Origin of the sequence: Megasphaera vaginalis (ex Srinivasan et al. 2021) (genome assembly GCF_000478965.1) — a bacterium.
Classification (GTDB): Bacteria; Bacillota; Negativicutes; order Veillonellales; family Megasphaeraceae; genus Megasphaera; species Megasphaera vaginalis.
Window position 1 is genome coordinate 30845 of record NZ_AWXA01000007.1, and the last position, 11905, is coordinate 42749.

General features: G+C 50.2%; 17 protein-coding genes. All 17 read left to right on the forward strand.

Translation table 11 applies throughout. The annotated features are described in order from the left end of the window. The first annotated feature begins 212 nt into the window (after positions 1–212). The 17 genes from HMPREF1250_RS01290 (at position 213) to HMPREF1250_RS01370 (ending at position 11890) form a co-directional block, all read left to right on the forward strand. Positions 213–1331 carry a GspE/PulE family protein gene (locus HMPREF1250_RS01290; RefSeq protein WP_036242328.1) on the forward strand — a complete coding sequence of 373 codons (1119 nt, stop codon included), beginning with the start codon at positions 213–215 and terminating at the stop codon, positions 1329–1331. Then, on the forward strand, positions 1297–2298 hold the full coding sequence (locus tag HMPREF1250_RS01295) for a type IV pilus twitching motility protein PilT (RefSeq protein ID WP_023052921.1): 1002 nt from the start codon (positions 1297–1299) through the stop codon (positions 2296–2298). The genes HMPREF1250_RS01290 and HMPREF1250_RS01295 overlap by 35 nt, the downstream gene beginning before the upstream one ends. Then, positions 2295–3500: a type II secretion system F family protein gene (locus HMPREF1250_RS01300; RefSeq protein ID WP_023052923.1), complete on the forward strand. Its 1206-nt coding sequence runs from the start codon at positions 2295–2297 to the stop codon at positions 3498–3500. Before HMPREF1250_RS01295 ends, HMPREF1250_RS01300 begins: the two co-directional genes overlap by 4 nt. Positions 3501–3514: 14 nt before the next feature. Next, complete coding sequence (locus tag HMPREF1250_RS01305; protein ID WP_023052834.1) at positions 3515–3913, forward strand: competence type IV pilus major pilin ComGC; 399 nt, start codon at positions 3515–3517, stop codon at positions 3911–3913. 16 nt (positions 3914–3929) lie between these two features. Next, complete coding sequence (locus HMPREF1250_RS10835) at positions 3930–4391, forward strand: prepilin peptidase (RefSeq protein WP_023052918.1); 462 nt, start codon at positions 3930–3932, stop codon at positions 4389–4391. Between the two features lie 20 nt (positions 4392–4411). Continuing rightward, entirely contained in the window at positions 4412–4834 is a 423-nt protein-coding gene (locus tag HMPREF1250_RS01315) for a hypothetical protein (RefSeq protein ID WP_023052880.1), read from the forward strand. Further along, positions 4827–5153, forward strand: coding sequence for a hypothetical protein (locus HMPREF1250_RS01320; protein WP_023052893.1), 327 nt, complete (start codon positions 4827–4829; stop codon positions 5151–5153). The genes HMPREF1250_RS01315 and HMPREF1250_RS01320 overlap by 8 nt, the downstream gene beginning before the upstream one ends. Beyond that, positions 5110–5667, forward strand: coding sequence for a hypothetical protein (locus HMPREF1250_RS01325; RefSeq protein ID WP_023052826.1), 558 nt, complete (start codon positions 5110–5112; stop codon positions 5665–5667). The genes HMPREF1250_RS01320 and HMPREF1250_RS01325 overlap by 44 nt, the downstream gene beginning before the upstream one ends. Next, on the forward strand, positions 5645–6094 hold the full coding sequence (locus HMPREF1250_RS01330; protein WP_023052778.1) for a hypothetical protein: 450 nt from the start codon (positions 5645–5647) through the stop codon (positions 6092–6094). Before HMPREF1250_RS01325 ends, HMPREF1250_RS01330 begins: the two co-directional genes overlap by 23 nt. A gap of 11 nt (positions 6095–6105) precedes the next feature. After that, the gene (locus HMPREF1250_RS01335) at positions 6106–6855 is read left to right on the forward strand and encodes a hypothetical protein (RefSeq protein ID WP_023052849.1); all 750 of its coding nucleotides are present in this window, start codon (positions 6106–6108) and stop codon (positions 6853–6855) included. After that, positions 6810–7388 (forward strand): PilN domain-containing protein, encoded by a 579-nt coding sequence (locus tag HMPREF1250_RS01340; protein ID WP_036242286.1) that lies wholly within the window; start codon positions 6810–6812, stop codon positions 7386–7388. The genes HMPREF1250_RS01335 and HMPREF1250_RS01340 overlap by 46 nt, the downstream gene beginning before the upstream one ends. Then, a complete protein-coding gene (locus tag HMPREF1250_RS01345) occupies positions 7378–7821 on the forward strand; it encodes a pilus assembly protein (RefSeq protein ID WP_023052785.1) in 444 nt (147 codons plus the stop codon). Before HMPREF1250_RS01340 ends, HMPREF1250_RS01345 begins: the two co-directional genes overlap by 11 nt. Positions 7822–7979: 158 nt before the next feature. Beyond that, the gene (locus HMPREF1250_RS01350) at positions 7980–8531 is read left to right on the forward strand and encodes a shikimate kinase (RefSeq protein ID WP_023052817.1); all 552 of its coding nucleotides are present in this window, start codon (positions 7980–7982) and stop codon (positions 8529–8531) included. Position 8532: 1 nt separating this feature from the next. Further along, positions 8533–9495 carry a 6-phosphofructokinase gene (gene pfkA / locus HMPREF1250_RS01355; RefSeq protein WP_023052907.1) on the forward strand — a complete coding sequence of 321 codons (963 nt, stop codon included), beginning with the start codon at positions 8533–8535 and terminating at the stop codon, positions 9493–9495. 23 nt (positions 9496–9518) lie between these two features. After that, a complete protein-coding gene (locus HMPREF1250_RS01360) occupies positions 9519–10184 on the forward strand; it encodes an amino acid ABC transporter permease (protein WP_023052840.1) in 666 nt (221 codons plus the stop codon). Next, the gene (locus HMPREF1250_RS01365) at positions 10171–10890 is read left to right on the forward strand and encodes an amino acid ABC transporter ATP-binding protein (protein WP_023052779.1); all 720 of its coding nucleotides are present in this window, start codon (positions 10171–10173) and stop codon (positions 10888–10890) included. Before HMPREF1250_RS01360 ends, HMPREF1250_RS01365 begins: the two co-directional genes overlap by 14 nt. Before the next feature lie 214 nt (positions 10891–11104). Then, complete coding sequence (locus tag HMPREF1250_RS01370) at positions 11105–11890, forward strand: electron transfer flavoprotein subunit beta/FixA family protein (protein ID WP_023052870.1); 786 nt, start codon at positions 11105–11107, stop codon at positions 11888–11890. Positions 11891–11905 lie beyond the last annotated feature (15 nt).

The following is an 11905-nucleotide window of genomic DNA, read 5'->3' on the forward strand; positions in this document are numbered from 1 at the left end:
TTACAATAAAAATGATCAGATTATGAGAGGGGGTAAATATTTCGGCATAGCTTCAACGACAGAAAAAGGGCGTAAATTAAAGGTAAATTAAAATTCCATTAAAACTAAATGGAAATTGCTTCGCCGATGATTAAAATTTGATTAGAATTTCTGCTGAACAGAAATTACATGGTATTCTTGCCTTAAAAAGGAAAGGAGGCCGTGTTTTGGATATGGATAAGGGCCTGCCGCACTTAAAAGGAACGGCGCGGGAGTTGATTGACGCCTTGCTTGAAAAAGCAGTGTCTTTCCGGGCCAGTGACGTTCACATTGAGCCTATGGATAATATGGTGCGAATACGTTTGCGCATTGACGGCGTACTGATGACGCTGGGCTATATTCAGCGTGATAAACTGGAGGCCATGTTAGTACGCCTGAAGGTGTTGGCTTCTTTGGATATTGCCATGAAGCGGTTGCCTCAAGACGGGCGCTTCTTCTGGGAAGACTGCGGCAGGCGTTTTGATTTGCGCCTCAGCACGATGCCGACGATACGTGGGGAAAAAGCGGTCTTGCGTATATTGGACGCCGTTTCGGCAAGCCTGACGCTGACCCAGCTCGGGTTGACGGAATGCGTCATCAAAGAAATCAGATCGGTCATTCGCCTTCAGCACGGCTTGTTCATCGTCAGCGGTCCGACGGGAAGCGGCAAATCTACTACGTTGTATGCGATTCTGCACGAGCTGGATGCGGCTACTGTAAGCATTGCAACGTTGGAAGACCCTGTGGAATACAAGGTGGACGGTTTCTGTCAAAGTCAAGTTCACGCCAAAGGCGGCGTGGAGTTTCATAATGGACTGCGGGCGCTGCTGCGTCAGGATCCGGATATTCTCGTGATCGGCGAGATTCGTGACAGAGAAACGGCGGAAATTGCCGTTCGCGCATCGTTGACCGGTCATTTAGTGTTAACGACGCTGCATGCTTCTTCCGCGTTGGACGCGGTGACGCGCCTGTTGGACATGGGGATTGAGGCTTATCTCGTTGCAGATGCCCTCAGCGGCATTGCCGCGCAGCGGTTGGCACGCCGTCTTTGTCCGCAGTGCCGCAGCGGCGGCAGCCGCGGCCCAGGCTGTGCGCATTGTCATCAGTGCGGCTATTACGGCCGCTTTTGCCTCTGTGAAATCGTGCCTGTACGATATCATGTCAGAGCCGCCGTGCGGAACGGTGCCGGCAAAGATCTCCTGTCGGCGGCGGCAATAAAGGACGGCGCGCTGTTTTTTCATGACGCGGCTGCAGCTGCGTTGCAGAAAGGATTAACCGATGCGGACGAAATTGATCGGGTCTGTACAGAATGACCTGGGAAGACAGTTGAACGGGATTATAGAGAAAGCCGTTTCGCGGAAGGCTTCGGATATTCATTTGCAGGAAGGCCGTGATCCGTTGTTTCGTTGCGGCGACCTTCTGGAAGACGCAGGCGGCGTTACCGTGGAAGCGTCTTTGCTGCAAACGTGGCTCGATACGCTGGGGCCGAAAGCGGAAGAAACCGGGTTTGCGTCTGCAGCTTACACTTGGGATCGGGGGATTCGCTGTTGCGTACACATTTCCCGTGAACTGGCCGGCATACACGCTGTCATTCGTTTGCTCTATCCGTTGGCGGACTTGCCTCCTGATGAGGATCAGCCGTTCCTGAACGATCTGGGAAGGCTGAAAGACGGGCTGATTTTATTATGCGGTCCTACGGGGAGCGGCAAGACGACGGCGATTTGGCGCATTCTTTCCGCTGTCAATGAGGCGAGAAAATGTCATATCATCACCTTGGAAGAACCGATTGAGTATGTACTGCAAAGTAAGGAAGCGCTCATTTCGCAACGGGAATTCGGACGGCATTTTTCTTCCTATGAAGACGGTCTCAAGCAATCGCTGCGTCAGGATCCGGATATTATCCTGATCGGAGAAATTCGTGATTTTTTAACTATGGAGGCTGCTTTGCATGCCGCCGAGACGGGACACCTTGTCCTTTCCACGCTTCATACGCGGTCGGCGCCGCAAGCTATCAGCCGTGTCGTCGGCATGAGCCCGGCCGGGCGTCAGGCGGATATTCGCTGCCGTCTTGCCTTAATCTTACAGGCCGTATTGGCGCAACAGGGAAAACAAGAGGAGGAAGGATATCGCATTTTTTGCGAAATTCTTGTGGTCACGCCGGCTGTAAGTCAGCTGATCCGCAGCGGCAAGGAGTATCAGCTTCCGGCTGTCATGCAGACAGGCGCTCAATTCGGCATGCGGACGATGGCGCAGGCGCTGCAACGCGGGAGGCGGCTGTGAGACGCTTTCGGATTGAAGTCGTCGACAGAGAAGGAAAGCTTCGTCATATGCATATCAGCGCGCCGTCCGAAGAAGATGTCGACAGTGCTGTGGCGAAACGGGGATGGCAGATTCGAACTATTGAAGGGGAAGGAGCATATTTTTTCTTTTGCTTCGCTTCAGCACCCAAATTCAGCACGGCAAGATTAGCCTTCTTTTTTTCACAATTGGCGATGTTGCTGCAGGCCGGGCTCCCCGTAGCGGAAAGCTGGCGCCTTATTTGTCGGGAGATGCGGAAGGACAAGGCGGCGGCCTTGTTGGAAGAGGGAGTAAGTAAAATGGAACGGGGAATGACGCTTTCAGCGGCGATGGAGGGGACCGGCTTGTTTCCGGCGTCTGCGTGCCGCATCCTGGCTGCCGGAGAATATGCCGGCACATTGGAAGGAACGTTGCAGCTTTTAGGTGCGTATTATGAAAGAGTCGGGAAAACGCGGCAAAAGATAGTACAGGCCCTTATCTATCCGCTGTTTTTGCTGGTTGTTACGAGCTTCGTATCTGTCGGCGCCGTCCTGTATATTCTGCCTGTTTTTGCAGCGCTTTTTTCTCACATGCAGACGCCGTTGCCGGCAGTAACGCGGCTTTTGTTAAGCGGCGGCGAGCTGATCAGAGAAAACAGCATTGGCCTTGTCCTTTTTTTGGTCGCCGCCACAGCTTCTATCTGGTACGGCTTCGGGAATGAAATCCGACGAGGGAAAATAGAAGGGGCGTTGTGTCAGTGTGAAAAAGCCCGAGAATTGTATTTGAGTTGGTGCTGGCAGCGCTTTTCCTTGGTACTGGCTATGCAGCTGGGCGGTACGGTTCCGCTTACAGAGGCTATGCGTCTGGCTGCAGATACGGTAGATGCCCCATGGTTTCGGCAGCGCGTTTATCGGTCTCTCCAGTATTTGGAAGGAGGCCTTTCCCTGAATGAAGCTGTCCGTATCTGCGCCTTTGACACGCCGTATGTAGGTGCAATGCTGCGTGTTGCCGAATCGACGGGGAATTACGAAGCGATCTTGCAGTCTATTGCCGCATATTATTCCTGGCGGCTGGAGTCGTTGTCGGTAAAGGCGGGGAAAGCGCTTGAGCCGCTCATGCTGCTTATTATCGGCACTATTGTCGGCATAGTTGTTCTTTGTCTGCTTTTGCCGTTGTTGGCTATGACGACGGAACTTTCGCAATAAGGAGAGGAGTAGAAATGATGAATAAGAAGATGAACTTAATTGCCTTTCGGCAGTATCGGGTACGGAACGGCTTTTCCTTATTGGAAATGCTTATTGTCGTCAGCATTATTTTGATTTTAGCAACAATTGCGGTGCCGAAGTTTACGACAGCCGGCAAAACGGCAAAAGTGGCGAAAATAGAAGCCGATATCAGGACGATTGATAACGCCGCTGCTCTTTATGAACTTGAAAAGGGTACCTATCCGAAGACGATTAGCGTGTTGGTCGAAAGGGACGCCAACGGCAAAAGTTATTTGCAGTTCGAACCGGTTCTTCCCGATAATTCGAAATATACGATTGCCGCCGACGGTACCGTTTCCGGTACTTTTGACGGTGTGACCTATAATTCACGACGCGAACAGATAAAGCAGTAAATAAATGGAGAGTTTGATGATAAAAAATATGCTGGTATGGCCGGTATCCGTCTGGTTTGTGACGGCAGTTGCCGCTTCGCTGGTCATTGTTTGTACCGATCTCGCCTGTTTTTGGATACCCGATTTACCGGTACTGCTTTTAGGCGCCGCCAACGTCGCCGCTTTGGCCGGTGGTTTGTTTCGCCCGGATCCTCTCGTATCCTTGGCCGCCGCGTTGTTCTTCACGTTGTTGTATGTCTTCTTTCCCGGCGGTATGGGCAGCGGCGACCTGAAGTTGTTTTTGGCCCTCCTGCCGGGCTGCATCTGTTGCGGCGTCTGCGTGCTCGTTCTCTGTGCTTTTTGGACGGCTTTTCCGGCGGCGTTGGCGCAGTATTGGTTGTGCAGGAAGAAGATGTTGCCCTTCGCGCCTTTTTTAATTGTCGGCTGGTGGTTTTCCCTATTCTGGGGAAAGGAATGGCTACAATGGACAGGCATATAAGAACGAAAAACGGAGGATTCATGTTGACAGAGTTGCTAGTTGCCGTCGCTGTGCTGCTCCTGCTTCTTTCCTCTGCCCTTCCTCGTGCCGGCAGATACGGAGCGGCTCATGCAGTCGATTTGGCGGCTCGTGAAACGGTGATGGAGTTGCAGCATATTCGTGAACATGCCTTGGGAAACGGCAAGCGCTACGGAGACCGATGGATCATTTCCCTTCGCAGCGGCGGATATACGGTACTTCATAACGGTGCGGCCGTTAGGGAGCGGTCATATCCGAAAAACGTGTGTGTCGCCAGTTACGGAGGGAGGCAATGTTATTTTGAATTTGATGATAAAGGAAAGCCGTTGGGAAAGCATATGCAGATTATTTTGCGTCAGAAAAATGCTGCCTATGAACGCAAAATTATCATCGCCGCGCAGACAGGCAGAATACGGATTGAATAAAAACGGTTTCATCTTAAGCGACGTTCTCCTGGCGGCCGTATTCGGGTCCTTTATCTTTCTGTCGTCAGCCGTTTTGCTTCATTCATCGCTTGACATGGTCACCAAGGCGAAGTGGATCCGTACAGCGGCCATGCTGGGGCGGTTGTATTTGGAAGAGAACGGTCAACATATACCGGCCATGTATGACGCCGGCGGCGACAGATATCTTCTTACGATGGAAAAAACAGTTGTATCTCATCGGTACAGTTGTCATCGTCTTACGGTGGAGATGCCTGATGGCAGGACAAAAAAATTTGAACGTTTCATTAATGAAAGATAGGAAGCAAAATGGTTTTGTTTTACTGGATATGCTGCTCTCGTGTCTTATTTTTTTCATGATGTTCACGTCATTTCTTTTTCTGGGAACAACAGTCGTAAAGATCTATAAGGACAATGAAGTGAGGGAAGACCTGATGCGGCAGGGAATTCTGATTGATGAGACTTTATATACGGAATTGCGTTTTGCTTCACAAATCGAAACGCAGGACGCACGCATTCGCTTCCTTGACAGCGCCGGCAAGCGATCCGGTTTTTCCGTGCATAACGGCACGGTCTATCGACTCCTCAGCAATGGTGGAGAACAGCCGTTGAGCGGTCGTGATACAGGTATTTCGAAACAGGGGCGATACGCTGTCAAAACATTCGGCAACGCGCCTTTTTTTAAGGACAAAGGCGGCTTTCTTCACATTTCCTTTATCCTTGAAGAAAGCAGTACCGGGCTGGCGTGGCCTTGCCGTCTTGCGGTCCGGCCGCTTACGGAGTTGATGTTTAATGGATCTGCAAAAGAAAAATAACGGCTTTGTCTCCTGCTTTGTCTTGGCCTTGGGGCTGACTGTATTGATGATAGCCATGGGCAGCGCCAGATTGGCGCAGGATCAGCTGAAGGAGGCCGAGGCTTATTGTGATACGGTGACGGCGGCGTATTATGCGGAGAACCTTCTGCATTTGTATTGGGACGAAATGTCGGCGCAGCCGTGTCGGGCTATGCCGCTCAGCGAGAAAAAAGACGGCCGGAAGTTTTATCCGTCAGCTCCGACGGCAGCCGACTTGGAAGTTCATTGTGTTACGGGCGTGCACAATTCAACTTTTGAAGGCACTGCACAGGCAAGCTGTACGATGAAGCTGAGCGGTATGACCAGAACCTGTTCGATTCGGTTTCAGGTCCGACCCGGTGAGGGTGATGCAGGAGATCAGATAGTGATTACACGCATCTCTTATTGAGGAGGCAGGTTATGTTACTGTATAGAAGAGCGGTTCTTTGGTTTTCGAAGGACACGGTATATATTTTGAAGGGAATCAGGAACTGGCGTTTTTCCGTCGTCTCCTGCCTGTTTGACGCCCATCGGATCAGAGCCGGGACAGGACAGGCGTCGGGCATACGAGAAAAAGGGTTCCGGGAACTAAGTGAAATATACGGTCTTCAACAGTACAGGGTCAGCATTGTTGTCGGCGGGGGCAAGCTGATTTATAAACAAACGATATTGCCGACAGCGTCCAAGAAAAAGGCGAAAGAGTCCGTTTTTTGGGATAATACGCTTTTGGATCAGAGCGAAGATTTGGCAATCGACATTTACAGGGCCAGCAAGGTATCGGGTCAGGACGCTTACCGCTGGATTATCGGCGCCTACCCGCTGTCGGAAATTCGCATGCTTGCGGAAGGTGCCAATGCGTATACGGCGGGACTTGAAGAAATCGATATTTTGCCGACACTGGCGGCGCGTATATTTTCCGCTTGCGAGGGGACCGTATATTTGCCGGAAGGCAATGGTTGTCATGTCTTCGCCGTTAACAGCGGCGCTGTCGAGGCGTATGAATGGCAGGGAGAAAGGCCGTTGCTGCCGACAGATGACATGCCGTCGGCGACAGCCGTCCTGAAGAAGGATGGCCGCTGGCAGGAGGCCGTAGTAAAGACGACGGTGGGAAAGGTGATGAAGCAGTGGGAAATTCCGTATCTTGGCGCTTTCTTATTCGAAAAGCTTTAGATTCGTCCATGCGTTTCGATTTGACGGAACGGGAAAACGGCTTATGGGAAAAAAAGGCGGTACGGTATCTGTACAGCTTTTCCCTATACGGGTTGATCATCGCTTTGCTGCTGCTGGCGACAGCGAATGGCGTATTATATTGCAGAATTTGCAAACAGAAACAGGTGTATGAGGCGTATTTTTGGCCAAATCAGCAAAAAATTGAGGAGCAGAACGCGGCGCTTCAAACGGTGCTGGACTACAGCCGGAAAGTAAATGCAGACCGAGGCGTTCATTGGAGTGCACTGCTGGTCTCTTTGGCGGAGACCAGGCCGAGTTCCGTAACGGTGACGTCGTTACAAGCGGATAAAGGAAAGCTTCTCATCGAAGGACGGACGCCGGACCGGAAGGCGTTGACGGAATGGCAGGGGAAACTCAGGCAGTTGAAAGCAATGACGAATATCGCCTTGCGCAAAACGGCAAATGATAAGAACGGCAACATTTCCTTTTCTATGGAAGGAGAAACGTTTTCGGAGGGGAAAAATGAAAACTGATTCGGCCAAACGGCACCTGATTGTTCTAATTATCGTGTTTTTAATAACGACAGGACTCATTGTCGTTTGCCGTCAGTTATATGCAAAGAGCGCCGCCTGGGACGAGGCGCTGCAGAACGCGGCGCGTTACCAGGCGGCGTCGGAACAGGCGCCCGGTAACACGCATAACCGGTTCCGTCCGGCAGAGGATCCGCCAGATCTGGAAACGGTAATCGATACGAACGGCAAGGCTTGTCATCTGCTTCTTCTTTCCATACAATCCCTGCCGGATCAAAACAGAAGCGTTGAGGTGGAATTCACAGGGGCATATGGCGATGCGATCTGTTTTTTAAACCGTATGGAAGGGGCATCACCTCTTATACGGTGTCGCGTAAAGAAGATGGAAAGAAGAGAAGGGACTATTTATACACTCATGGAGGTGGAGAGCCGATAGGCGGTCAATTTCATATGTAATAAAATGGACAGTACGTTTATACATAAATTTATTGTGTAAAAAGTACTGTTTTTTTATGTTAATTTAAACGTTTTTTTGGTATAATGATATGCACATATTGCGTATAATCATTTGGCACGTACGCAAGGGGGGACAGAATGAAACGTAATATTGTTCTTGTCGGCATGATGGGAAGCGGAAAAAGCCATATCGGACGTAAACTGGCGCAACGGTTGAATTGGCAGTTTGTCGATACGGATCGCAAAATAGAACGGTCCGTAGGCATGAGTATTTCCGACTTTTACCGGCATGAGGGAGAAAAAGCATTTCGGGAAAAAGAATTCAATATACTGCAGCAAGTCAGCCGGTATCATGAAGCGATCATCTCTTTTGGCGGCAATTTCCCGATGAATATTGAAGCTTATAGAGTTTTACACCGATATGGATATATTATTGCGCTGCAGTCGGATCCGCATCGTGTGGAGGAACGCGTAGGACGGCATATTGGCAAGCGCCCTACCGTGGATTACGGCAATCTTCATGAATTTGTCATAAAAATGATACGGTCTTGGGAAGACATTTATTCGTATTGTGATTATGTGGTCGATACGACACGGGGCGGTGCGTCGCAGCTTGTAGAGACCATTGTTGAAGAAATTGACCGGCAAGGTGTCAGCTTTGCTGAACGTAAGCAAAAGGAGTATGAGTAAGATGATTAGTAAAATTGCTATGCTGACGAGTGGCGGCGATGCGCCGGGGATGAATGCGGCTATTCGCGGCGTAACGCGTTATGCGATTCACAAGGGGCTGAGCGTCGAAGGCGTGATTCGGGGCTACGAAGGGTTGCTGAGCCGTCAGTTGAAGACGTTGGGCAGACGTGATGTGGGAGAAATCATTCATCGCGGCGGTACGATGCTGCGTACGGCAAGATGTCTGGAATTTCTGCGGGAAGAGGTACAGGAGGAAGCGGCGGCGTATTTGCGCGAACAGGGAGTTGATGCGCTTGTCGTCATCGGCGGCGACGGTTCTTTGCGCGGGGCACAGGCACTGAGCCGCCTCGGCATTCATACGGTCGTCATTCCCGGTACGATTGACTGTGATATGATGGGGACCGAATATACGCTCGGCTTTGACACGGCGGTCAATACGGTGTTGCAGTCGGTCAATAAGATTCGCGATACGGCTTTTTCTCACGAACGCGTAGCCGTTGTTGAGGTGATGGGCAGGCACGCCGGTTTTATCGCTCTTTACGCCGGGATGGCGGCAGGAGCGGAGGCGGTTTTGATTCCTGAACATCCTGTCGATCTGGAAGCGTTGTGCCGACATCTTTATGAATCGCACAGCATGAAGAAAATGAGCAGTATCGTTATCGTTGCCGAAGGAGCGGCCAAAGGCTCCGATGTCGTTGAATATATTAAAAAACATTCGTATTTGGAGCCGAATCTGACCGTTTTGGGATATGTGCAACGCGGCGGCTCTCCGACGGCGCACGACGCGATCATGGCCAGCCGTTATGCGCAGGTAGCCGTAGAAAGTCTGCTGGCCGGTTTGTATGACTGCGTTGTCGGAACGATCGACGGCCGTATTGTGGCAACGCCGTATAAAGAGGCGGAAAAACTCCATTTTGCCATTGATGAACGCATGTATGAGTTGATTTTGGATCTGGGACGATAATCATGTAAGGAGTGTTTACGAGTATGCATTTTGATTTTTCTCTAATCTGGGACTCTTTGCCCTTGCTGCTGCAAGGGGCGGCTGTTACGATCGAAATTACGGCCATTGCCGTCGGCATCGGCTTTATTTTGGGTTTGATCACCAGCGTTTGCCGCTTATCCAACATAAAACTGTTGAAGGTTCTTGCCGTCTGCTATGTGAACGTTATTCGCGGTACGCCTATGCTGGTGCAGATATTCCTCATTTATTTCGCGTTACCTCAGATACTCGGCATGCGTATCAATCCTTTGGTGGCGGCTGTTGCCGCCTGCTCCATTAACAGCGGCGCCTATGTTTCCGAAATTTTCCGCGCCGGCATTCAATCGGTCAATAAAGGACAGATGGAAGCAGGCCGGTCTCTCGGTCTTTCCTGGGGACAGACGATGCGGTACGTTATTTTGCCGCAGGCCTTCAAAAATATGATTCCCCCCCTCGGCAATGAATTCATTTCCATGACGAAAGAGACCTCCATGGTTTCCGTCATCGGCTTTGAGGAATTGACGCGGCGCGGTCAGCTGATCATTGCCAAGACCTACGGATCTTTTGAGATTTGGATGACCGTAGCCTGCCTGTATTTAATTATGACGTTGGGCATCGCGCAGTTGGTAAGTTATTTAGAACGGAGGTTTGCGACAGATGATAGAAATTAAAGGGTTGAAAAAAAGTTTCGGCAGCCATAACGTTCTGAACGGGATTGATCTCACGATCCATGATCAGGAGGTCGTCGTTATTATCGGGCCTTCCGGGTCCGGTAAGAGTACGATCCTGCGCTGCATCAATTATTTGGAAGCGCCGAGTTCCGGCGAGATTTCCGTAGACGGCATCAGCATGAGCGATGCGAAAAGCATTAATGCTATTCGCATGGAAGTTGGCATGGTTTTTCAGCGTTTCAATCTGTTTCCCCATATGACGGTTCTGGAAAATATCATGCTTTCTCCGATCAAGACTCGGCATATTGATAAAAAGGAAGCGGCTGAGACCGCGATGCGCCTGCTGGAAAAAGTGGGACTTGAAGACAAAAAAGATGCGTATCCCGATACCTTGTCCGGCGGGCAGCAGCAGCGTGTCGCCATTGCGCGGGCTTTGGCGATGAAACCGAAATTCATGCTTTTTGATGAACCTACGTCGGCGTTGGATCCCGAGATGGTGCGGGAGGTTCTCGATGTCATCAAGGCCTTGGCAAAAGACGGTATGGCAATGGCTATTGTTACGCATGAAATGGGTTTTGCCCGTGAAGTTGCCGACAGGGTTCTCTTCATTGACGAAGGATTGATTCTTGAAGAAGGAAAACCGGATGATATTTTTTCTCATCCAAAAGAAGGGCGAACGCAAGAATTTCTGTCTAAAATACTTTGAGAAAAACAGCCGTAAAGGCTGTTTTTTTGTATCGGCGAGGTGTTTTTGCCGATTCTCCGGAGAGAACACGGCAGTAGCAAAAGAACAATTGAAAAAATTTTTCAATTAATATAAAAAATAATTATTATTAGTTGATATATAAAAAATAATATGATATTATATACTCATAAAGGATAGATTTGCTCTAAGAAAATATATAAGGGAGGATTGGAAGATGAATATTGTTGTATTAGTAAAACAAGTACCTGCCGTTTCCGATATTGAAATAGATCCGAAAACCAATAATCTGGTTCGTATCGGCGCGCCTTCAATGCTGAATCCCGTTGATTTCAATGCTGTCGAAGCGGCTTTACAAGTAAAAGAGGCGGTTGGCGGTACGGTTACGCTGATCACCATGGGAACCGCATTGGCCGGGGAAGCGATGCGCGATGGCATTGCTATCGGCGCCGATAAGGGGATTCTTGTCTCCGACGAACGAATGGGCGGTTCGGATACGCTGGCTACCGGAAAGATACTGGCCAAAGCTATTGCCGCTATCGGTGATGTTGATCTCGTCTTTACGGGAAAACAATCGGCTGACGGTGATACGGGGCAGATTCCGCCGGCAGTTGCGCAGCATTTAGGCATGTCGCTGGTTTCTTATGCAGATTCCGTTGTTGTAGACGGTACGACGGTGAAGGCAACCCGCCATAATCACGGCGGTATTGAAACGGTAGAAGCCCAGCTTCCGGCTGTATGCTCGGTTACGGAATTGATCAACACGCCGCGTTCGCCCAAGATCAAGGGTAAGATGAATGCCAAAAAAGCGATCTTCGATGTATGGCGTTTGGAAGATATCCAGTTGGATCCCGCTGAAGCAGGGAAGAGCGGATCGGCGACAACGGTTACAACGACCTTTGCTCCGGAAAAACATGCAGTCGGCATGATGATAGAAGGCAGCGACACGAAGGATGCCGTTAAAAAACTGGTTGATACATTAGCTTCCGAAAAAATACTGTAAGGGGAGGGAAAAGCG